Source organism: Phyllobacterium sp. T2-21 (genome assembly GCF_055378485.1).
Genome location: NZ_AP027912.1, coordinates 221,000 through 241,536 on the forward strand (window position 1 = coordinate 221,000; position 20,537 = coordinate 241,536).

21 protein-coding genes and 1 riboswitch are annotated in these 20,537 nt (G+C 60.0%); of the genes, 7 read left to right on the forward strand and 14 right to left on the reverse strand.

Going from position 1 to position 20,537, the window contains the following annotated elements:
* The 4 genes from ACZ5FP_RS01145 to ACZ5FP_RS01160 all read right to left on the reverse strand — a co-directional run bounded on the left by ACZ5FP_RS01145 (position 1) and on the right by ACZ5FP_RS01160 (position 1,789).
* Entirely contained in the window at positions 1-372 is a 372-nt protein-coding gene (locus tag ACZ5FP_RS01145) for a YMGG-like glycine zipper-containing protein (protein ID WP_223613716.1), read from the reverse strand.
* A 144-nt stretch (positions 373-516) separates the two neighbouring features.
* Positions 517-807 carry a hypothetical protein gene (locus tag ACZ5FP_RS01150; RefSeq protein WP_223613717.1) on the reverse strand — a complete coding sequence of 97 codons (291 nt, stop codon included), beginning with the start codon at positions 805-807 and terminating at the stop codon, positions 517-519.
* A gap of 103 nt (positions 808-910) precedes the next feature.
* Positions 911-1,537, reverse strand: coding sequence for a thiamine diphosphokinase (locus ACZ5FP_RS01155; protein ID WP_464661648.1), 627 nt, complete (start codon positions 1,535-1,537; stop codon positions 911-913).
* Positions 1,538-1,591: 54 nt separating this feature from the next.
* The gene (locus ACZ5FP_RS01160) at positions 1,592-1,789 is read right to left on the reverse strand and encodes a hypothetical protein (protein ID WP_464661649.1); all 198 of its coding nucleotides are present in this window, start codon (positions 1,787-1,789) and stop codon (positions 1,592-1,594) included.
* 157 nt (positions 1,790-1,946) lie between these two features.
* A riboswitch (TPP riboswitch) is annotated at positions 1,947-2,063 on the forward strand.
* 80 nt (positions 2,064-2,143) lie between these two features.
* Here ACZ5FP_RS01160 and thiB point away from each other — a divergent pair.
* From thiB to ACZ5FP_RS01180, 4 genes are all read left to right on the forward strand, one after another.
* The gene (thiB, locus tag ACZ5FP_RS01165; RefSeq protein WP_464663129.1) at positions 2,144-3,127 is read left to right on the forward strand and encodes a thiamine ABC transporter substrate binding subunit; all 984 of its coding nucleotides are present in this window, start codon (positions 2,144-2,146) and stop codon (positions 3,125-3,127) included.
* A 4-nt stretch (positions 3,128-3,131) separates the two neighbouring features.
* Complete coding sequence (gene thiP, locus ACZ5FP_RS01170; protein WP_464661650.1) at positions 3,132-4,766, forward strand: thiamine/thiamine pyrophosphate ABC transporter permease; 1,635 nt, start codon at positions 3,132-3,134, stop codon at positions 4,764-4,766.
* Positions 4,759-5,511 carry a thiamine ABC transporter ATP-binding protein gene (gene thiQ, locus ACZ5FP_RS01175; RefSeq protein WP_464661652.1) on the forward strand — a complete coding sequence of 251 codons (753 nt, stop codon included), beginning with the start codon at positions 4,759-4,761 and terminating at the stop codon, positions 5,509-5,511. Before thiP ends, thiQ begins: the two co-directional genes overlap by 8 nt.
* Positions 5,512-5,753: 242 nt before the next feature.
* Positions 5,754-7,181, forward strand: coding sequence for a M48 family metalloprotease (locus ACZ5FP_RS01180; RefSeq protein WP_464663130.1), 1,428 nt, complete (start codon positions 5,754-5,756; stop codon positions 7,179-7,181).
* 50 nt (positions 7,182-7,231) lie between these two features.
* Here ACZ5FP_RS01180 and ACZ5FP_RS01185 read toward each other — a convergent pair whose 3' ends face one another.
* The 6 genes from ACZ5FP_RS01185 to ACZ5FP_RS01210 form a co-directional block, all read right to left on the reverse strand.
* Positions 7,232-7,840, reverse strand: coding sequence for a CarD family transcriptional regulator (locus ACZ5FP_RS01185; RefSeq protein WP_223613722.1), 609 nt, complete (start codon positions 7,838-7,840; stop codon positions 7,232-7,234).
* 352 nt (positions 7,841-8,192) lie between these two features.
* Positions 8,193-8,531 (reverse strand): ferredoxin FdxA, encoded by a 339-nt coding sequence (gene fdxA / locus ACZ5FP_RS01190; protein WP_105734377.1) that lies wholly within the window; start codon positions 8,529-8,531, stop codon positions 8,193-8,195.
* Positions 8,532-8,858: 327 nt separating this feature from the next.
* Positions 8,859-9,263: an RNA-binding S4 domain-containing protein gene (locus ACZ5FP_RS01195; protein ID WP_223613723.1), complete on the reverse strand. Its 405-nt coding sequence runs from the start codon at positions 9,261-9,263 to the stop codon at positions 8,859-8,861.
* Between the two features lie 14 nt (positions 9,264-9,277).
* On the reverse strand, positions 9,278-12,322 hold the full coding sequence (locus ACZ5FP_RS01200) for a helicase-related protein (protein ID WP_464661654.1): 3,045 nt from the start codon (positions 12,320-12,322) through the stop codon (positions 9,278-9,280).
* A 683-nt stretch (positions 12,323-13,005) separates the two neighbouring features.
* Positions 13,006-13,731, reverse strand: a complete 726-nt coding sequence (gene phbB, locus ACZ5FP_RS01205) for an acetoacetyl-CoA reductase (protein ID WP_105734374.1) — start codon at positions 13,729-13,731, stop codon at positions 13,006-13,008.
* Between the two features lie 130 nt (positions 13,732-13,861).
* Positions 13,862-15,046, reverse strand: coding sequence for an acetyl-CoA C-acetyltransferase (locus ACZ5FP_RS01210; RefSeq protein ID WP_464661656.1), 1,185 nt, complete (start codon positions 15,044-15,046; stop codon positions 13,862-13,864).
* 273 nt (positions 15,047-15,319) lie between these two features.
* On the opposite strand from ACZ5FP_RS01210, the gene phaR reads away from it, so the two are divergent.
* Positions 15,320-15,931 carry a polyhydroxyalkanoate synthesis repressor PhaR gene (gene phaR, locus ACZ5FP_RS01215; protein ID WP_105734372.1) on the forward strand — a complete coding sequence of 204 codons (612 nt, stop codon included), beginning with the start codon at positions 15,320-15,322 and terminating at the stop codon, positions 15,929-15,931.
* Between the two features lie 90 nt (positions 15,932-16,021).
* A complete protein-coding gene (locus ACZ5FP_RS01220; RefSeq protein WP_464661658.1) occupies positions 16,022-16,459 on the forward strand; it encodes a GlcG/HbpS family heme-binding protein in 438 nt (145 codons plus the stop codon).
* A gap of 63 nt (positions 16,460-16,522) precedes the next feature.
* Here ACZ5FP_RS01220 and ACZ5FP_RS01225 read toward each other — a convergent pair whose 3' ends face one another.
* The 3 genes from ACZ5FP_RS01225 to mtgA all read right to left on the reverse strand — a co-directional run bounded on the left by ACZ5FP_RS01225 (position 16,523) and on the right by mtgA (position 18,110).
* A complete protein-coding gene (locus ACZ5FP_RS01225) occupies positions 16,523-16,927 on the reverse strand; it encodes a hypothetical protein (RefSeq protein ID WP_105734368.1) in 405 nt (134 codons plus the stop codon).
* 84 nt (positions 16,928-17,011) lie between these two features.
* Positions 17,012-17,194 carry a 50S ribosomal protein L32 gene (gene rpmF, locus ACZ5FP_RS01230; protein ID WP_008121851.1) on the reverse strand — a complete coding sequence of 61 codons (183 nt, stop codon included), beginning with the start codon at positions 17,192-17,194 and terminating at the stop codon, positions 17,012-17,014.
* A 178-nt stretch (positions 17,195-17,372) separates the two neighbouring features.
* Positions 17,373-18,110 (reverse strand): monofunctional biosynthetic peptidoglycan transglycosylase, encoded by a 738-nt coding sequence (gene mtgA, locus ACZ5FP_RS01235; protein WP_464663131.1) that lies wholly within the window; start codon positions 18,108-18,110, stop codon positions 17,373-17,375.
* A gap of 170 nt (positions 18,111-18,280) precedes the next feature.
* On the opposite strand from mtgA, the gene ACZ5FP_RS01240 reads away from it, so the two are divergent.
* Positions 18,281-19,198 carry a polyprenyl synthetase family protein gene (locus ACZ5FP_RS01240; RefSeq protein ID WP_464663132.1) on the forward strand — a complete coding sequence of 306 codons (918 nt, stop codon included), beginning with the start codon at positions 18,281-18,283 and terminating at the stop codon, positions 19,196-19,198.
* A 2-nt stretch (positions 19,199-19,200) separates the two neighbouring features.
* Here ACZ5FP_RS01240 and ispG read toward each other — a convergent pair whose 3' ends face one another.
* Positions 19,201-20,457 carry a flavodoxin-dependent (E)-4-hydroxy-3-methylbut-2-enyl-diphosphate synthase gene (ispG, locus tag ACZ5FP_RS01245; protein WP_464661661.1) on the reverse strand — a complete coding sequence of 419 codons (1,257 nt, stop codon included), beginning with the start codon at positions 20,455-20,457 and terminating at the stop codon, positions 19,201-19,203.
* Positions 20,458-20,537 lie beyond the last annotated feature (80 nt).

A 20,537-nucleotide genomic window follows, 5' to 3' on the forward strand; every position in this document is an offset into this window, starting at 1 on the left:
TCAGTAGCCGCCGTTGTTGTAACCGTTGTTGTTGTATCCGCCATAGGCAGCGCCGCGGCCGCCATTGCCTTCGCAGGGGGCGTTGTAGATGCTGCCATCGGGCCGCTGATAACGGCAAAGATTCTGATTGCCGTTGCCGCCACCGCTTGGCGTCGTTGCCGTGCCGACAGCAGCACCGAGAAGCGCGCCGCCGGCCGCACCGATCACGGTGCTCTTGGTGTTGTGTCCGAGTGCCTGTCCGGCGAGTGCGCCGACACCGCCGCCGATCAACGCGCCCGTCCCGGCCCGCTGGTTCTGTTCGCTCGTTTCACAACCGGCCAATGACATGGCCAGAAGCGCGGAAACCGCAATGGCGGTCAAACGAAAACTCATTAGTCAATCCTCTCAACATGAATATAGCGGCCATATCGTGCGGGCTTAATGCGGCAGAACAAAGATCAGCCCATGCACCCCGGCAGCCTCAAACAAAAACAGGCCGGTTTCCCGGCCTGTTCCGCTTTCCCTGATGGGGAAGGATTAGTAACCGCGGCAAGGCGCGCGATAACGCTCGCCGTAACGGTTTTCATATGTGCAGTAACGGCGGCCATCATTGTTGGCCGTTGCGGCACCAACAGCCACACCACCAACACCACCGATGGCAGCACCAGCCAGTGCGCCACGGCCACCACCGATTGCACCACCAGCCAAAGCACCAAGTGCTGCACCGCCAACGCCATAACCCGCCGTACGCTGCTCACTTGTTGTGCAACCGGCTACCGAAAATGCCAGAAGTGCGGCAACTGCTACTGTCGACAAACTTTTCAACATGGAAGACCTCTCCCGTTTCAAAACTAAACTAACCAGCTTGCGTCCCCAATGCTGTGCCGCAAGAATTGCACTTTCCGCGTTGTTTTACAAGCGGTTCGCAATTTTACGGCGCAGCAATCAGGACTGCATTGCCTGAACGAAGCGATACGTGGAGATTTCCACACACGGCATTCGACACTGTAAGCGATGAACCGAAAGAAAGTTCCATATTTTCCAGCGGCCATCGCGCACCATGGATAAATAATCCGCGCAGGGACGTAAAGGCCACAATGCTGAATACCGTTCCATCGGCAAAATCGAACGCATAGTCTCCTGCAACCAGGGGATGCGCTTCCTCGCTTCCGCTGGAGAGAATGATCTTCCGGCCTTCCGCCGCATGGCGGGTGGCCATGGTCAGGTGCAGCAGGGTGTGGTCGGTGCGTTCACCGCCAAAGGCGCCGCACAGGATCACTTCGGTGGCGCCCAGCCGGTAGGCCTCGTTGAGTGCCAGTTCGCCGTCGGTCATGTCCTTGGCGGCCGGAAAAACCGAACGCGGCACATGCGCATAGCGTTCGGCAAGTTCAGGCGATGTCGAATCGAAATCGCCCAGCCACAACTCGGGTTCAACGCCCAGCGCCTGCGCATGGGCAATGCCGCCATCGGCGGCAAGAACGCGCGCCCCGGCAATGAGATGCCGGAGACGGTCGGTGACGTGAACGGTTCCACCAAGAAGAAGGACGAATTTGCTCATGCACCGGCCATAGCATGGCACAAGCCGGTCGCACAGGGCATCCGTGATTCGAGGTTAAACGAAGCGCCCGAGTGCAATCGCGGCCATGCCGGCAATCGCCACGCCGATGGCCAGAAACAGGCTCGGATAAAGCTCCGGGATGAATTTCTGCCGGCGCGGACGCAGGAGGATCGCCTTGCGGCGGGCGTTTTGGGAAGCCTGGTTCTGCTGCACCCTGACATGGGAATGATAAAAACCGTGACCACGAAACATGATTGACCCTTTCCATCGGAAAACAGCCGCACGGGATGTTTTCGCTGGGGACAATAGGCGCGCCAGTATCAGCTTTCGATTTGGCAGAACCGGCAAAACATAAAGATTTCATAAGCATCGACCGCTTGCACGGCTCCGGCCGAACCTCTATCCTTGTCACGCTCTAACGGGGTGCCGGTCGCATGGACCGGCTGAGAGGCGCACGGGGAAACCCTGCCAACCCGCGGAACCTGATCCGGTTTGTACCGGCGGAGGGATTAGACGCGGCAGATTTGCCGGCGCACCAATCCTTTTGAACACTGCTGATAGGAGGCGCCGATGCGGCCATTCGAGACTATTGTAAAAACAGCGGCCATGGTGACCGCTCTGTTCGCCGTCATTCCCCTTGGCACCGCGCATGCCGACGGCAAACTCACCGTCTACACCTATGAAAGCTTCACCGCCGAATGGGGCCCCGGCCCGAAGGTCAAGCAAGCCTTCGAAAAGCAATGTGCCTGCACTGTCGAATTCGTGGCGGTTGCCGATGGTGTTGCCCTGCTCAACCGGGTCAAGCTGGAAGGCGGGTCAACCAAGGCGGATGTGGTGCTCGGCCTCGACACCAACCTGACCTATGAGGCCAGGCAAACCGGCCTGTTTGCCCCCCATGGCATCGACACCTCCGCTGTGAGCATCCCCGGCGGCTACACCGATGATACCTTCGTTCCCTACGATTACGGCTATTTCGCCGTCATCTATGATTCCGAGAAGCTGAAGACCCCGCCGGAAAGCCTGAAGGAACTGGTCGAAGGCGACCCGAAGCAGAAGATCGTCATCGAAGACCCCCGCACCTCGACGCCCGGTCTCGGCCTGCTGCTCTGGGTCAAGTCGGTCTATGGCGACAAGGCCGGGGAAGCCTGGGCCAAGCTGAAAGACCGGGTGCTGACCGTCACGCCGGGCTGGTCGGAGGCCTATGGTCTCTTCACCAAGGGCGAAGCGCCGCTGGTGCTGTCCTACACGACGTCGCCGGCCTATCACCTGATCGCCGAGCGCGTGGACCGCTACAAGGCCATTTCGTTCAGCGAAGGCCATTACCTGCAGGTCGAAGTCGCTGCCCAGACCGTCAACGGGGCGAAAAACCCGCTCTCGGCGCAGTTTCTTGCCTTCATGACCAGCCCGGCGTTTCAGGATGCGATCCCTGAAAACAACTGGATGTATCCGGCTGCGAAAACCACCGACGCGCTGAACCCGGCCTTCGAAACCCTTGTTCAACCCGTCAAGACCCTGGCCTTCCCCTCCGAGGAGGTCGCCAAGAACCGTAAAGCCTGGATCGATGAGTGGCTCGCGGCCATGAGCCTGTAGCGTTGTGATTGCCATCCGCAGTTTCAGACCATGGGCGGGGGCATGCGCCCTCGCCTTTCTGGCGGCACTTGCGGGTGGCGCACTGCTCAGTCTCGCATCTGAAGCGCTGCGTGACGGCACGGAAGGTTTTGCCGCATTCGACAGCTATCTGTGGCGGGTGGCGCGGTTCACGCTGGTGCAGGCGCTCCTGTCCATGCTGCTTGCGGTTGCCCTTGCCATTCCACTCGCGCGCGCCTTGCATGAACATCCCGCCTTTCCCGGCCGCGCGCTGATTCTGCGCCTGTTTGCCCTGCCCTTGGCTTTGCCCGCGCTTGTTGCGGTGCTGGGCATCACCAGCATCTATGGCCGCAACGGCCTGCTGGCCTTTGCTTTCAGCAGCCTCGGCATGGACACCATACCCAATATTTACGGGCTTCCCGGCATCCTTCTCGCCCACGTCTTTTTCAACCTGCCGCTGGCGACCCGGCTCGTGCTTGCAAGCCTTGATTCCATTCCGTCGGATTACTGGAAACTCGCCGCGCAGCTCGGCATGGGCGGCTGGGCACGCTTCCGCCTGATCGAATGGCCGGTCATCCGCCGCAATCTGTCCGGTATTGCCGGGCTGATCTTCATGCTCTGCATCACCTCGTTCACGATCGTGCTGACCCTGGGCGGCGGACCGCGCGCCACCACGCTGGAAGTGGCGATCTACCAGTCCCTGCATTTCGACTTCGATATTGCCCGCGCCGTCTCGCTCACACTGTTGCAACTGGGCCTGACCATTGCCGTGCTGCTGCTGCTCGGCCTGACGGGCAAACCGGCGGACGAAGGCTTCAGTCTCCAGACGACCACGCGGCGCTTCGAGCGGCCGGGCCGTGCAGCGCAATGTGTCAATACGGCGATCATTCTCCTCGGACTGCTCTTTGTCGGCCTGCCCATGGGCGGAACCGTTGTCTCCGGGCTTGGCGCCGACCTGGCGCGCCTGATGAGCGAATCCATCGTCTGGCGCGCCATTGCCACAAGCATCGTGCTTGGCGCCGCCGCGGCCCTGCTCTCCCTCGCGCTGTCACTGTCGCTTGTCATCGCCCGGGAGTATCAGCAGAGCCGGCGGCGAACGGTTTCACCGGGTCTGTTCGAACGGTCGCTGGATCTGGGGGCGAGCCTGATCATGGTGGTGCCGCCCATTGTCATCGGCGCCGGCTGGTTCATCCTCTCGCGCCACGCCATCAACCCGTTCAGCCTTGCACCCGTCATGGTCATCGGCGTCAATGCCGCCATGGCCGTGCCCTTCGCCTTCCGCATCCTGCGCCCGGCCTGGGATACGGCCGCAAGCCGCCACAACCGGCTTTGCCTCCAGCTCGGCATCACCGGCTGGGACCGGCTGCGCCTGATCGACTGGCCGGCTTTGCGCCTGCCCATGGGTGTTGCCTTCGCCTTTGCCATGGCCCTGTCGCTGGGCGATCTTGGAACCATCGCGCTGTTCGGCAATGATTCCATCCAGACCCTGCCTTTCCTGCTCTTGCAGCGCATGGGAAGTTATCGCACACAGGATGCAGCGGGACTGGCGCTGATCCTTGGGGTCCTGTGCCTGCTCTTGATGTTCGCAGCCGACCGCGGTGCGGCCAGCCTCGCCCGACAGGACAATGCAAGAGATGGCTGAACAAACGGAAAAGATCACAACCGGCGGGGCCGCGATCCGGCTTGATGCCGTACGCTTTGATTACGGCGACATGGCCATGCGTTTCGACCTTGCCATCGCACCGTCGTCCATTGCCGCCATCATCGGGCCGAGCGGCGCGGGCAAATCCACGGTTCTCAATCTCATTGCCGGTTTCGAGGCACCGCTCTCCGGCCGCGTGCTGATCGGCGATGCCGATGTCACGCATGCCGAACCATCCCGGCGCCCGGTTTCCATGGTGTTTCAGGACAACAATCTCTTTGCCCATCTCGACGTTGCCGCCAATGTCGGTCTTGGCCGCAGGCCGGGCCTGCGCCTCGACGCGGCGGATCAGCAGGCGGTCCACGACGCCATCGCCAAAGTCGGGCTTGCGGGCAAGGAGACGCGCAAACCGGCGGCACTGTCGGGCGGGGAACGCCAGCGCGTTGCCATCGCCCGGGCGCTGGTGCGCAACCGGCCTGTACTGCTGCTTGATGAAGCCTTTGCTTCACTTGGTCCAGCATTGCGCCATGAAATGCTTGATCTGGTCGGACAACTGCAAAAAGATACTGGAATGACTGTTGTGATGGTCACCCATCATCCGGACGATGCTTTGCGTTTACCATCAACGCTGTTCTTTCTCGAAAATGGCCATGTGGCAGCATCGGGGCCCGCGGGCGAATTGCTCTCGGCCAAAGGCCCCTCCCTGTTGCGAAAATATCTCGGCTCGCAAGAGTTATCACTTTGACATATTTTGTACTCAATGGGTCTCATAAGAAATCAATGTAATTCTTGCCCCAGCCTGCTCAACGGGCTAGCTAGAAAGTAAGCACACCGATTCCGCAGGCAAAAGACGAGTGGGAACTTGGCTTTAGCGTTTGCACTGGCGCCGCACGACATGAGGACATGATTCTGGGCTCGCACATTCTCCCCATCGGCAATCGACGGTTCCATCCGGCAGTACGAAGCACGACCGTGGTTTCGACGACGCTGCTGCTCGCCTTTCTGTCGGGCTGCCAGGTGCTCAACGTTACCAAGGAAGATGCGCTCGGCCCGTCCTCAAGCCCTGTCATCGTCGACAATGTCTCGAAGAATGACCGGCTGGCCAAACTGAGCGCCGAACAGCATCCCCGCATCCTGGCCACCTATGGCGGCGAGTACAAGGACGCGAAGCTCGAACGCATGGTTGCCAAGGTCGTCGGCAATCTGACCACCGTATCGGACAATCCGACTCATACCTATCGCATCACCATCCTCAATTCGCCCAACATCAATGCCTTCGCACTGCCGGGCGGCTATCTCTATGTCACCCGCGGCCTGCTTGCGCTGGCCAATGACAGCGCGGAACTTGCCGCTGTCATTGCCCATGAAATGGGCCATGTGATCGCCAATCACGGCATCGAACGCCAGCAGCGCGAAGCGGAAGCCGTCATCGCCGGCCGCGTTGTGTCGGAAGTGCTGCAGGACGACCAGGCGGGCCGCGAGGCGCTCATTCGCGGCAAGCTGCGCATGGCGCAGTTCTCGCGCAATCAGGAATTGCAGGCGGATGCCATCGGCATCAAGATGATCGGCGAAGCCGGGTATGATCCGTTTGCAGCTGCGCGCTTCCTGCAGTCGATGGCCTCCTATGCGGACTTCCGCAACGTCTCCGGCGCCACCGATGCCAGCCTCGACTTCCTTGCCAGCCACCCCTCCGCGCCGCAGCGCATCGAGCTGGCGCGCGGCCATGCCCGCAAGATCGGTGCGCCCGGTGTCGGCACGACGGACCGCGATTCCTTCCTGCAAGGGATCGACGGGCTGCTCTATGGCGACACGCCGGAAGAAGGCTATGTCCGCGGCCGCACCTTCGTGCACCCGCTGCTCGGCGTCAGCTTCACCGTGCCGGACGGCTTTGTCATCGACAATTCCGCAGCCGCGGTCATGGCAACCGGACCCGGCGAAGTCGCGATCCGCTTTGACGGAACCCAGGTTTCCGGCAAGACATCGATGGTTGACTACATGCGCAGCGGCTGGGTAACCGGCCTGGACAATGCCAGCGTCAAGGCGACGACATTCAACGGCATGCCCGCCGCCACGGCAAAAGCCAAGGCGGACCGCTGGGAGTTTGATATTTTCGTCGTGAATTCCGGTGACCGCATCTATCGCTTCCTGACGGCAGCGCCCACGGGCAGCACGGCACTGATGCCGGCAGCGCAAACGGTGACGCAGAGCTTCCATTTGCTGACGGCGCAGGAAAAGGCCAACATCAAGCCGCTGCGGATCCGCGTTGTCACGGTCAAGGCGGGCGATACGCTTGCCAGCCTCTCCAGCCAGATCATGGGCACGGACCGCAAGCTGGATCTCTTCCGGCTGATCAACGCCCTGCCGCCCGGCGGCACGGTTTCCGTCGGCGACAAGATGAAGATCATCAGCGAATAACAAAAAGCCCGGTAGAACCGGGCTGTTTGTTGAAAGGGATGAACCCGCTGTTACGCGGCTTCTTCCTGTTCGTCTTCAACGGAAATGTCCGCATCAGCTTCGGTTTCTTCAGTCTTCGCGCCGCGCTTGGGACCTTTGGCGAGATTGACTTCGATCAGACGGACGGCTTCGGTTTCCGACATCTTGTTGACGGCGGAAATTTCACGGGCCATGCGGTCGAGCGCTGCTTCATAGAGCTGGCGTTCGGAATAGGACTGTTCCGGCTGATTGTCGGCACGGAAAAGATCGCGGACAACTTCCGAAATGGAAATCAGATCGCCCGAGTTGATCTTCGCATCATATTCCTGCGCCCGGCGGGACCACATGGTGCGCTTGATACGGGCCCGTCCCTGAACTACCTTCAGCGCACGGTCGACATAATCTGTTTCTGAGAGTTTGCGCATACCAATGGCGGTTGCCTTTGCAACCGGTACCTTCAGGCGCATCTTGTCCTTCTGAAAGTCAATCACGAAAAGTTCGAGCTTGTGGCCCGCAACTTCCTGTTCTTCGATATTGACGATCTGGCCTACGCCGTGAGCCGGATATACAATAAACTCACCCGTCTTGAATCCGATACGCTGGGCGGTCTTTTTCTGCGGAACTGCTGTCATGCGCTTCATTACTCCCTGCTGCGCCCGGCAAAACGCACCGGTTAAACCAATCACTGGAAACCGGAACCCGGTTTGTCGGCCGCCAATATTTTCACGCAAAGCAATCCGGACCAAACAGCAGGACGGGTCACAATCAAAGAACCTCAACCTGAACTGTTAAGTCCGGAAAAAATCTAGCCGATTGGTGATTTATGCTTTAGCGCCACGAAATTGACGTCCAATGATCAACATATCGCAGCACCATAACACGAAAAGTGATCAGAATCAACTTTTTGCTGCACAAGCGCAAACTAAACGCATTGCAAGACTTGATTTTCAGGGCAAATCAGTCTTGCGGGCAACTGCGATACCCCGAATAAGTTTAGTCGCCTTCGCCCGGTTCCGGGGAGAAGTATTTCTCGAGTTTACCGGTGACGCCGTCCATTTCCTTGGCATCGCTGGGCGCATCTTTCTTCGCCGAAATATTCGGCCATTTTTCCGCATATTCCGAATTCAGCTGCAGCCAGCTGTCGAGGCCCGGCTCGGTGTCCGGCTTGATGGCCTCCGCAGGGCATTCCGGTTCACACACGCCGCAATCGATGCACTCATCCGGGTGGATGACGAGCATGTTCTCACCTTCGTAAAAACAATCGACCGGACAGACCTCAACGCAATCCATATATTTGCAGCGGATGCAATTGTCGGTCACAACATATGTCATTTACTGGCTCCTGAAGACACCATAGTCAGCGTGTCAGCGGTTGAGGTAACGATTTGGCACCGGCCTGACAAGAGGGGAAAACGGACTGCGGCACCAGAACGCGGCCCGAAAAATCTCGACGTGTAAAAGGATTGTCTTCATCACATCAGGACCGAGCCATTGTCCAAGTCCGCAGCGTGCCATTCATCGCATCGCGATGACCTGCCGACAAGCAACCATTGTGCTCTAATATAGGTGTTGCGGAAATAATATTTTAGCCCCACCGACGAATTTGGAGATAATTTCGATGTTTCCGCGTTTTGCCCCGCAAACCACAACGCGGATGCGTCAATCATCGGAGCCGTTGTCCCGGCCCTTCATCAGCCGGTCGACGTCTCGCCGTTCGCGCTTGGTGGGACGACCGCTGCCCGCATCGCGTCTGGGCAGCATGTCGAAGCGGCTCATGGCATCCTTCGGCGGTGGGGGCGGAGAAATGTCCTCGTACAGCGTCCGCGCCTCCTCGGCGGGTCCGCGCCGGGTGCCGCCGGACAGGACTTTGTAAATGAGAATGCGCCGGTCCAGCGTGATCGTCAGCACATCACCGGGTTTGACCCCGTGTGATGGCTGGTCGATCTTGTCCTTGTTGACCCGGACGTTGCCGCCCGATGCCAGCTTTGCAGCGAGGGAACGGGATTTGACCACCCGCGCGAAAAACAGCCACTTGTCGATGCGCTGCCTGTCGGTTCCCGTCATTTAGGGTCAAACCCTCACTTCTTCATCTGCTCCTTCAACGCCAGCAACTTGGCGAAGGGGGAGTCCATGTCGATCTTGACCGGGCGTTCTTCCCGCTCCGGACGCTTGCCGTGATTCTGCGGCTTGCCGGAGGGCTTGCCGCCTTCCTGCCGGGCGCGGTCGCCGCCGCCGGGCTTGCCGCCCTTGCCACGGAAATCCTTGCGCTCACCACGCTCGCCCTGCGGACCGGCGTTGCGGTTCGGACGGCTTTGACGCTCCTCGCCCTGGCTGTTGCCATTGCGGGCTTGCGGTTCACGCTGATTCTCGCGCCCGCCCTGTGGACGGCGGTTATTGTTGCGGCCTTCGAAGCGGGGAGCCTGGCGCCAGAGCAGCACCGGCTTGGGTGCTTCTTCCGCCGCTGGAGCAGTTGCGGTTTCAGCAACAGCCGCAGGCGCTTCTTCGGCAGCCGCAACGGCTGCCACAGCCTCGACAACCGGTTTGACGATGGGATCACCAACCGGTTCGGCAGCCGGCACGGATTTGGTGCCTTCCGGCGCAACGGCAGCCGTTTCCTGCGGGGCAACCGCATCGAGTTCGGCAACCTTGGCCGACACAACGGCTGCATCGGTTGCTTCCGAGCGGTAGCCGAGATTCTTCAGGATTTCTTCCATATCGTCGGCTGTTGCGCCGAGAATGGACATCATGGCCGGGGTGACGACGAAACGCGTGCCGTCATAGGCACCGTCGGGCCGTGTTCCGCTTCCCGGCTTCCATGCCAGTGCTGGACGGATGAGATCGGCCAGACGCTCGAGAATATCGATGCGCACGGCGCGACGTCCGAGCAGCCGGTAGCCCGCAAGGCGGTAGAAGGCCGGATCGAAGGCCGGATCGGTGACAACCGACGTGCGGCCTGCGGACAGCACCTGCACCACATCGCCATAGCCGGGACGATCCTTGGCATCTTCCTTGAGTGCCCACAGCAGCGTCAGCAGACCTGCAGGCGCTGGTTTGAGCAATGCAGGCAGGAAGACGTGGTAGGCGCCGAAGCGCACGCCCAGACGGCGCAGGGCCGCGCGCGAATCCTGATCGAGGCCGCGGACATCGTCAGCCACGTCGCGGCGCTGCAGCACGCCAAAATTTTCGACGAGCTGGAACGCCAGTCCCCGCGTGATCCCGACCAGCGCATCCGCATTGGCAAGATCAACCAGCGGCTTGAGCACCGTATCCACATGATGGGCGAGGAAACGGTCAACCCGCGCAGCGACCTTGTCGCGTGCCGGTCCCGTCAGTTGCTCGTCGGCCAGCAACACCGCGCGGGGCTTCAATGGCTGCTCGCCCGAGACGACCGAGGCGACCGGAGCGCCAATCCAGCGCAGCGTCCCGTCCGATCCCAGGGCAAAGTCGCCGTTCGCGGAAGCGGCAAAGCGCTCGGCGCGATTGTCGAACTCTGTCGCCAAGGCTTTTTGTGCAGCGGCCTTCACGGCTTTTGCATCGGTTCCATCGATCTGGCTGTCCGTGGTGAAACGGAATCCATCCAAACGTCCAACATGGTGCCCTTCGACAACAACGTCCCCGGCAGGGCTAATTTCGGCTTCTAGCATTGTATTCTCTCTCAGGCGCCTCATAAGCACGCTTGTCCTGCGGTCTACGAAGCGTTTCGTCAACCGTCCATGCAGTGCATCTGATAATCTGTCCTCAATTTCACGCGTCTTTTCTTGCCAATGTGCCTGATCTGCCAGCCATCCCGGCCGATGCGACACAAAAGTCCAAGTTCTGATCTGGGCAATCCGCCGCGACAAAGCATCGATATCGCCATCGGTCGTATCAGCCCGGTGCACCTGTTCGCCCATGTATGTTTCGTTAACATGACCATGTTCGACGAGATCTGTATAGATCGATGCAATAATATCCGCATGCTGCGCCGGCGCAATTTTGCGGTAGTCCGGCAACGCACAGGCATCCCACAGGAGGGCCACCCGTTCCGGCGTGTTGGCCAGCGGCGCGATATCCGGGTCTTTCGACAGATATTCGAGCGCCTGCTGATCCACGGCCGGCAGTGCGCGGGTCAATCCTTCCACCGGTGCGGGCGTGTCGATCGACCGTCTCAGTGCATCGAGGCTGGAGAAATCAAACCGGGCGGTGCGCCATTGCAAGATCTTGACGGAATCGAAGGCATGCGATTCCACGCGCTGCACCAGTTCTTCTGAAAAACCGGAGACCTGACCTGTAACGCCAAACGTGCCATCGCGCAGGTGCCGCCCGGCGCGCCCGGCGATCTGACCGATTTCGCCCGGCGACAGATCACGGAACTGATAACCGTCAAACTTGCGGTCCTGCGCAAAAGCCACGTGATCGACATCGAGGTTGAGCCCCATGCCGATGGCATCGGTGGCGACCAGATAATCCACATCGCCCGACTGATAGAGATCCACCTGGGCATTGCGGGTGCGCGGGCTCAAGGCCCCCATGACCACGGCGGCACCGCCATTCTGGCGGCGGATCAGTTCGGCGATGGAATAGACCTCGTCCGCGGCAAAGGCCACGATGGCGGTGCGTGGCGGCAGGCGCGTGATCTTCTTCGAGCCGGCATAGGTCAGATTCGACAGGCGCGGACGCGTGACGACGGAGATGCCGCGCAGCAGCTTTTCCAGTATGCCGCGCATGGTGGCCGCACCAAGCAGCAAGGTTTCCTGACGGCCCCGCAGATGCAGGATGCGGTCGGTAAAGATGTGGCCGCGCTCCAGATCGTTGGCGAGCTGGACCTCGTCGATGGCAACGAAATCCATATCCGTCTGGCGCGGCATGGCTTCGACGGTGCACACCGCATAGCGCGCGCCGGGCGGCATGATCTTTTCCTCACCGGTGATCAGCGCGACATTGGCAAGCCCCACCCGTTCGGCAACACGGTTGTAGACTTCGCGCGCCAGCAGGCGCAGCGGCAGGCCGATCATACCCGTCTGGTGCGCCAGCATCCGCTCAATGGCGAGGTGAGTCTTCCCCGTGTTCGTCGGCCCCAGAACGGCGGTGACGTCACGACCGCTCAGGATCAAGGGAAGTTCGGGAGTAGGCATAAGGTTCATCAAAAATATCCAACACCGGCACGACGGCCTTACCAGAACCAGCAAGGCATGCCGGGCATGCACTATCCGATAGCATTATCGGCATCAGACAGAAAGTATGCGGCGACCTCAAGATAAACAATTGCGAACCGATTCACGGAGTGTTCCATTAAGAAACAGAACGCGAGCAGAACGAATCAGCGACGAATCAGCTATAGGATCAGATTCCTGCTTTGTTCACGGCCACATCTAGCTTTCCCGGGTGCGAGTCGCACAAGATGCTGAATCAGCGGGAACAGGATTTCAACGAATCGGCTCATCACCGTTAACCTTTGGCTTTTCCGCGCAAAAGCGGGCAGTCCGCCGTCAACCGATTTTTTGCCCTGTTAAGAAAATCGCAATATTTCCTTATAGTTAGTTAAGGAATCCAAGGCCCGGGCGCCCCGTTTCATTAACACTCCGATCAAAGGAAGAACGAATCAGCGACGAATCAGCGCTTTGTCCATTTTCCTGTTTTGTTCACGGCTACATCTTGTGCTGAAGGCGCGGGAGTCGCACCAATCCCCGAACGCATGGGCAGGAAATAGGACAAGATTCAGGAAACGCCGTTAACCTTTGGCCGCGAATATCAGCAATCGCCGCCGCACAAAACAAAAACGCCGCCGACCGTTTCCAGCCCGCGGCGTCTTTTGATTTGCTTCCGATCAGCTGAAATACTGCCCGCCATTGGCTGTCAGCGTCGAGCCGGTGATGAAGCCGGCATCGTCAGAGGCGAGGAACACCACGCAGCGCGCGATTTCTTCCGGTTCGCCCAGGCGTCCGACCGGGATTTGCGGAATGATGCGCTCGTTGAGCACCTTCTCGTCGATGGCCCGAACCATTTCCGTGCCGATATAACCGGGACAGATGGCATTGACCGTAATGCCGGCGCGTGCACCCTCCTGCGCCAGCGCCTTGGTAAAGCCGATATCCCCGGCCTTGGCCGCGGAATAATTGGCTTGCCCGGCCTGGCCCTTTTGTCCGTTGATCGAGGAAATATTGATCACGCGGCCGAATTTGCGGTCACGCATGCCCGTCCATACCGGATGGGTCATGTTGAACAGGCCGGTCAGATTGGTGTTGATCACTTCGCCCCATTGGCCTGGGGTCATCTTGTGGAACATGGCATCACGGGTGATGCCCGCATTGTTGACCAGCACGGCGACGGGGCCGTGATCGGCCTCGATCCTGGCAATACCGGCAGCGCATTCTTCATAGTTGGAAACATCCCACTTGTAGGTGGCAATGCCGGTCTTTTCCGTGAATTTCTTCGCCGCGTCGTCATTGCCGGCGTAATTTGCCGCGACCTTGTACCCTGCCGCTTTCAGGGCCACGGATATGGCTGCGCCGATACCACGTGTTCCGCCCGTAACGATTGCCGTTTTGGTCATATTTCCCCTCCCTAATTCATGTTGGATCAAAGTTAGTGTTGTTGAAAAAGAGACGTGGCAGCAGCCTGGAAATTTAGTGCTGCCGGAACACGGGTTCGACAAAGGCCGAACCCGTGTTCATTCTTGCAGATCAGTCCTTGACGCGCTCAACGCACAGGGCAATGCCCATGCCGCCGCCAATGCACAGCGTGGCAAGGCCCTTTGTGCCGTTGCGGCGCTTCAATTCATAAAGCAGCGTGTTGAGCACCCGGGCACCGGATGCGCCGATGGGATGACCGATGGCAATGGCACCGCCATTGACATTGACGATGTCGGGATTGAGCCCGAGATCCTTGTTGACGGAAAGCGCCTGCGCCGCGAAGGCTTCGTTGGCTTCGACCAGATCAAGGTCCTCCACCTTCCATCCGGCCCGCTCCAGGGCCTTGCGTGACGCGGGGATTGGACCTGTGCCCATGATGGCAGGGTCGACACCGGCCGTTGCCCAGGAAACGATGCGGGCCAGCGGCTTGACGTTGCGGCGCTTGGCCTCGTCCTCGCTCATAAGCACCACGGCAGCCGCGCCATCATTGAGGCCGGAGGCATTGCCTGCGGTAACGGTACCTTCCTTGTCGAAAGCGGGCTTCAGCTTGGCAAGGGAGTCGAGTGTCGCGCCGTGACGGATATACTCGTCATCCGCAACGATCACGTCGCCCTTGCGGGTCTTGACCGTGAACGGCACGATTTCATCCTTGAACTTGCCCGCCTTCTGCGCGGCTTCCGCCTTGTTCTGCGAGCCAAGGGCGAACTTGTCCTGATCTTCGCGGGTGAACTGCCACTTGCGGGCGATGTTTTCGGCGGTATTGCCCATGTGGTAGCCATGGAAAGCGTCGGTCAGGCCATCCTTGATCATTGTATCGATCATCTTGAAATCGCCCATCTTCACGCCGCTGCGCAGATGCGCGCAATGCGGCGCCATCGACATGGATTCCTGTCCGCCCGCCACGATGATATCGGCATCGCCGGTTGCGATCTGCTGCATGCCGAGGGCCACGGCGCGCAGACCGGAACCGCAGAGCTGGTTGAGCCCCCAGGCTGTCGCCTCCTGCGGAATGCCTGCCTCCATGGCGGCCTGGCGGGCCGGGTTCTGCCCTTCGCCGGCGCTGAGCACCTGGCCCATGATCACTTCATCGACATCGGCACCATCGACACCGGCGCGGCTCAGCACTTCCTTGATCACCGCAGCGCCAAGTTCATGGGCCGGGACGTTGGCAAAAGCACCGTTGAACGACCCCACGGGGGTTCGCGCTGCACTGGCGATAACGATGGATTGGGTCATAGACGTCTCCTTATCATTGAGATGCTGAATTCATTCAGCTTGGCTTCCCGGACAGAATTCCCTCCCTGCGGCAGTTTGACAAGGGGCATTCGCCGCGAAGCCAAATTTATCGCCTGCAAGGCAGAGAAAGGCTGGAATGCTCTGCGCGATGGATGCGGCGCACAAATCACTTTGATTTGTGCTGCTTTCCCCCTATCCTCGCGGATATATCAGTAAGCGGGCACGCAAATTCAGACCATTTGAGTCTGATGACATGAGTTGGGGAGTTCTCTGATGGCAGCAAAAACCGGCGACGTCGTCATTAAAAAATATGCCAACCGGCGCCTCTACAATACCGGCACAAGCACCTATGTGACGCTGGAAGATCTCGCCGAGATGGTGAAGCGCAATGAGGATTTCACCGTTCAGGACGCTAAGACCGGCGAAGACATCACCCATTCCGTCCTGACCCAGATCATCTTCGAACTGGAAAACAAGGATGGGCAGAACATGCTGCCGATCCCATTCCTGCGCCAGCTCATCGCCTATTACGGCGACCAGATGCAGGTGGTGCTGCCAACATTCCTCGAACAGTCCATGAGTGCCTTTGCCAAGGAACAGGAGCGCATGCGCGAGCAGCTTTCCGCCGCCTTCGGCAAATCGCCGATCGACATGATGAACATCAGTGCGCCGGTCAAGCTCGTCGAGGAGCAGGTTCGCCGCAACACGGAAATGCTGCAGCACGCCATGCGCATGTTCACGCCATTCCCGCTCAACAAGACGGCCGGAGCAGCCGAGGCCGACGAAACGCCCGCCGCCGAAACCGCCAAGAAGGATACCGGGCTGGACGAACTGAAAGAACAGATCGCCGCCATGCAGCGCAAGCTGGACTCCCTCGACAAATAATCCAGGTCACATCCGTTTTTGACTGAATATCCGGCTCGCGCGGCGGATCGGCTTTTGCATTCCATGACCATACGAACCCAAGAGGATACCATGGCCCAACTCTCACTTTCCAAAGCCAACACCATCATCAAGGCAGCGCTTGCCAAGGGCACCGAGGCCGGCATGCGGCCGCTCTCCGTCGCCGTGCTCGATGCCGGCGGCCACCTCAAGGCTTTCCAGAAGCAGGACGGCGCTTCCCTGTTGCGCTTCGAGATCGCCTTCGGCAAGGCGTTCGGCGGCCTGACCATCGGCACGGGCTCGCGCACCGTTGAAAAATTCGCCAAGGAACGCCCGCATTTCGTCGAGGGGCTGGTGGCAGCGTCCGGCGGGCGCGTCATCCCGGTAGCAGGCGGCGTTCTCATCAGGAATGCCAAGGGGGAGCTTCTCGGCGCGGTCGGCATCACCGGCGACACTTCCGACAATGACGAGATTGCTGCCATCGCCGGTATTCAGGCGGCCGGTTTCATCGCCGACGGCGGCCAGGGCTGATCACCGGCCCGGCAACATCAAGCCCCGGCAGATGGCCTCCTCTGCCGGGGTTTTTGCATGATGTCAGCGGAAGTTGACGTCGCGCCCGGCAGAGCGCAGCGAAACGGTGAACCCCGCCAGAATATCGAAAAACGCCATTGCCATCAGAATGAAGAACAGCGAATGCGAGGCGCTGGGAACCAGCAGGAATTCCACCAGAAACGCCACGAACACGAAGGTCGACAGGAGATGGTCAACCACCGAGGCATTGCTCGTGCGCGTTGACTTCATGATCTCGAAGAACAGCAACGCCAGCGACAGCACGATCATCAGGTCGCCCAGTGTCATCCGCCATACGCCGCCCGACAGCATCTGCATGGAATAGAGCTGCGTGGCCCACGGATCGGCGCCGCCAATACCCGTCAATCCGGCGACCACCAGATTGAACACAACAAGCGGCACGATCATCAATGGAATATTGGAAATCACGGCATCTGTCTCCCATCAGCATGTCATAAACAAAAAAAGACCGGCACAAGGCCGGTCCTCTTTATCACGAAATCCAGGAAGGGATCAGCCTTCTTTCGGCGTCAGAACCTGACGGCCGCGATACATGCCGGTCTTCAGATCGACATGGTGCGGACGGCGCAGTTCGCCTGAATTCTTGTCTTCGACGTAAGTCGGGGCCTTCAACGCGTCGGCGGAACGGCGCATGCCGCGCTTCGACGGAGAAGTTTTTCTTTTAGGTACAGCCATTGTTCCTGCTCCAGTAATCAGTCAAAATCCGGCGCTGGCCCGATCGAGCCTGTCACAATGGACAAAATTCCGGAAAGTTCGGCTGGGGCTATACACGGCTTGAGAGCTTTTGACCAGCATGAGTCGCATATTTTTTGTCGCAAATGCCGATATGCCGGGATTTGCGCCGATAGAGGGTCTATTTGACACAACCAATATACGCACCAGCGCCCCGCGCACGCCGTTCATTGAGCCTTGCCAGCGTTTGCAACCCCTGCCCCGGCCGCGCCGGATTGCGCGCGATCGGGTTGGGCAGGGTCACTGCGAGAAAGGCCGCCTGCCGCGGTGTCAGCCTTGCCGCACTCACCTTGAAATGGTGCTGCGCCGCCGCCTCGATGCCATAGATGCCTGGGCCCCACTCGGCAATATTCAGGTAGATTTCCATCACGCGCCGTTTGGTCAGGATCAGATCGGTCATCATCGCCAGCGGCATTTCCAGGCCCTTGCGGATGAAAGACCGGCTGTTCCACAGGAACAGGTTCTTGGCGGTCTGCATCGTGATCGTCGACGCACCGCGCGTCTGCTCGCCATCCATGGCATCGGACACAACCAGATTCATCGCATCCCAGTCGACGCCGGAATGAAAGCAGAACCGCGCATCCTCCGACATCATGACGGAATGCACCAGCACCGGGGAAATCTCGTCCAGTGACACCCAGCGCCGGTCATAACCGGAAAAAGTCACGAGGTCCTTCACCATCAAGGTGGAAACCGGATGCACGAACGGCAGCCGGTACAGGCTGAGCAGGATGATGGGGATCATCATCAGGAGGACGCCCGCCAGAATCAGGTAGCGCACGATGCGCCCCAAAGGCGAGCCGCCCGGACTGACCAGATAGCCTCCGCCTCTTTTGTTTCTGACCAGAACCCGTGTCACACCCGCCGCCTGCGTTGAAAGCCCATCATGGACATAGAGCAACCATCCGCCAAAGGGAACCATTTCCATGCCATTCCGGCCATGTTCACAATGACAACAAGGCAAAAATGCAAAAGCAGCGCATCTAATCATTGACCGGGCGCCGATTTTTCGCTCATTGCCAGATCATGATGACAGATCAAGACACTTCCCTGTTTCAGATGACATTGCTGCATCGCGCCGCCTCGGTGGAAACGCTGCTGACGGGCCTGCTCTCGGATCAGCCGCAAGACGGCGAGATCAGCCGTCCGCCCCGCCTCATGGCAGCGATGCGGCACGGCGTTCTCAATGGCGGCAAGCGTCTGCGCCCCTTCCTCGTCCTGGAAAGCGCCGCGCTCTTCGGTGCCGACACCCCCGCGGCTTTGCGGGTAGCGGCGGCGCTGGAATGCATCCATAGCTATTCGCTCGTCCATGACGATCTACCGGCCATGGACAATGACGATATGCGCCGCGGCCAGCCGACGGTGCACCGCAAATTCGACGAGGCAGCGGCAATCCTCGCAGGGGACAGCCTCCTGACCTACGCGTTCGAGCTGATCGCAGCCGAGGCGACGGAGCTTGATCCCGGCGCCAAGGTTGCACTGGTGACGGCTCTGGCACGCGCTGCCGGTATCGGCGGCATGACCGGCGGCCAGGCGCTCGATCTGGAAGCGGAAAAGGTCAAGCCCGACGAGGCAGGCATCATCCGCCTGCAGGCCATGAAGACCGGCGCGCTGATCCGTTTCGCCTGCGAGGCCGGTGCCATGATCGGCAATGCCAACTCCGCGGATCGCGAACGGCTGGCGGAATACGGCTCGGCCATTGGCCTTGCCTTTCAGCTGGCCGACGACCTGCTCGACGTCACCGCCGATGCTGCCCATATGGGCAAAGCCACCGGCAAGGATGCGGCGGCGGGCAAGGCCACGCTGGTTTCACTGCACGGGATCGACTGGACCAAGCGCCAGTTGAGCGGGCTGGTGGCACAGGCCGAGGAATTGCTTGCGCCCTTCGGCGAAAAGGCTGCCCTGCTCAAGCAGGCCGCACGGTTCATCGCCGAGCGGCAGAGCTGAATCTATTCGGCCGCGTGCGAGCCTGCGCCCTGGCCGAAGCGGTTTTCGATATAGTCGGCAACCATCTTCTGGAATTCCTTGGCGATGCCCGCACCGCGCAGGGTTGCCACTTTCTTGCCGTCGACAAAGACCGGGGCCGTCGGCGTTTCGCCAGTTCCCGGCAGTGAAATGCCGATATCCGCCATCTTGGATTCGCCCGGCCCGTTGACGATGCAGCCCATCACCGCGACATTGAGCGCTTCAACGCCGGGATATTTCTCGCGCCAGACCGGCATGTTGTCGCGAATATCGCTCTGAATCGACTGCGCCAGTTCCTGAAACACGGTGGATGTGGTGCGCCCGCAACCGGGACAGGCCGCGACAATCGGGATGAACTGGCGAAAGCCCATGGTCTGCAGCAATTCCTGCGCCACCTGCACTTCGCGTGTCCGGTCACCGTTCGGTTCCGGTGTCAGCGATATGCGGATCGTATCCCCGATACCCTGCTGCAGGAGGATGCCCAGCGCCGCCGAGGAAGCGACAATGCCCTTGGAGCCCATGCCGGCTTCGGTAAGGCCGAGATGCAGCGCATGATCGCAGCGCCGCGCCAGCTCCGCATAAACCGCGATCAGGTCCTGCACCTGGCTGACCTTGGCGGAAAGAATGATCCTGGAGCGCGGCAGGCCGATTTCTTCAGCCAGCTGCGCGGAAATCAGCGCCGACTGGACAATAGCCTCGCGCATGACCTGTTCCGCCGTCAGGGGTGCGCCCGCCGCATGGTTCTGATCCATCAGCGCCGTCAGCAGTTCCTGATCGAGCGAGCCCCAGTTGACACCGATGCGCACCGGCTTGTCATAGCGGATCGCCATTTCGATGATGGCGCCGAACTGCGCATCCTTCTTGTCCTTGAAGCCGACATTGCCCGGATTGATGCGGTATTTCGCCAGCGCTTCGGCGCAGGCCGGATGGTCCGCCAGCAGTTTGTGGCCGATATAATGGAAATCGCCAACCAGCGGCACATTCAGGCCAAGCCGGTCCAGCCTTTCGCGGATTTTCGGCACAGCGGCAGCGGATTCATCCCGGTCAACGGTGATGCGGACAATCTGCGATCCCGCGCGGGAAAGGGCTGCCACCTGTGCAACGGTGCCGTCCACATCGGCTGTATCCGTATTGGTCATCGACTGCACGACGACGGGTGCGCCTCCGCCAACCATGACCCCGCCCACATCGACGCCAACGGAGGCGCGGCGGGCAAAGGGCTGCGAATAATAGTCAGACATTGTCAAACTCCAGATATTCCCTTCACGTGGCGCAGGGAACGCCTTGTGTCAACACCATGTGACATGAACGCGGCAAATTC

Excerpts from the sequence above, each read along its gene's own strand:
- ACZ5FP_RS01145 (WP_223613716.1), bottom strand. The coding sequence starts at position 372 with ATGAGTTTTCGTTTGACCGCCATTGCGGTTTCCGCGCTTCTGGCCATG.
- ACZ5FP_RS01150 (WP_223613717.1), bottom strand. The coding sequence starts at position 807 with ATGTTGAAAAGTTTGTCGACAGTAGCAGTTGCCGCACTTCTGGCATTT.
- ACZ5FP_RS01155 (WP_464661648.1), bottom strand. The coding sequence starts at position 1,537 with ATGAGCAAATTCGTCCTTCTTCTTGGTGGAACCGTTCACGTCACCGAC.
- ACZ5FP_RS01160 (WP_464661649.1), bottom strand. The coding sequence starts at position 1,789 with ATGTTTCGTGGTCACGGTTTTTATCATTCCCATGTCAGGGTGCAGCAG.
- thiB (WP_464663129.1), top strand. The coding sequence starts at position 2,144 with ATGGTGACCGCTCTGTTCGCCGTCATTCCCCTTGGCACCGCGCATGCC.
- thiQ (WP_464661652.1), top strand. The coding sequence starts at position 4,759 with ATGGCTGAACAAACGGAAAAGATCACAACCGGCGGGGCCGCGATCCGG.
- ACZ5FP_RS01185 (WP_223613722.1), bottom strand. The coding sequence starts at position 7,840 with ATGAAGCGCATGACAGCAGTTCCGCAGAAAAAGACCGCCCAGCGTATC.
- fdxA (WP_105734377.1), bottom strand. The coding sequence starts at position 8,531 with ATGACATATGTTGTGACCGACAATTGCATCCGCTGCAAATATATGGAT.
- ACZ5FP_RS01195 (WP_223613723.1), bottom strand. The coding sequence starts at position 9,263 with ATGACGGGAACCGACAGGCAGCGCATCGACAAGTGGCTGTTTTTCGCG.
- ACZ5FP_RS01200 (WP_464661654.1), bottom strand. The coding sequence starts at position 12,322 with ATGAACCTTATGCCTACTCCCGAACTTCCCTTGATCCTGAGCGGTCGT.
- phbB (WP_105734374.1), bottom strand. The coding sequence starts at position 13,731 with ATGACCAAAACGGCAATCGTTACGGGCGGAACACGTGGTATCGGCGCA.
- ACZ5FP_RS01210 (WP_464661656.1), bottom strand. The coding sequence starts at position 15,046 with ATGACCCAATCCATCGTTATCGCCAGTGCAGCGCGAACCCCCGTGGGG.
- phaR (WP_105734372.1), top strand. The coding sequence starts at position 15,320 with ATGGCAGCAAAAACCGGCGACGTCGTCATTAAAAAATATGCCAACCGG.
- ACZ5FP_RS01220 (WP_464661658.1), top strand. The coding sequence starts at position 16,022 with ATGGCCCAACTCTCACTTTCCAAAGCCAACACCATCATCAAGGCAGCG.
- rpmF (WP_008121851.1), bottom strand. The coding sequence starts at position 17,194 with ATGGCTGTACCTAAAAGAAAAACTTCTCCGTCGAAGCGCGGCATGCGC.
- ACZ5FP_RS01240 (WP_464663132.1), top strand. The coding sequence starts at position 18,281 with ATGACAGATCAAGACACTTCCCTGTTTCAGATGACATTGCTGCATCGC.
- ispG (WP_464661661.1), bottom strand. The coding sequence starts at position 20,457 with ATGTCTGACTATTATTCGCAGCCCTTTGCCCGCCGCGCCTCCGTTGGC.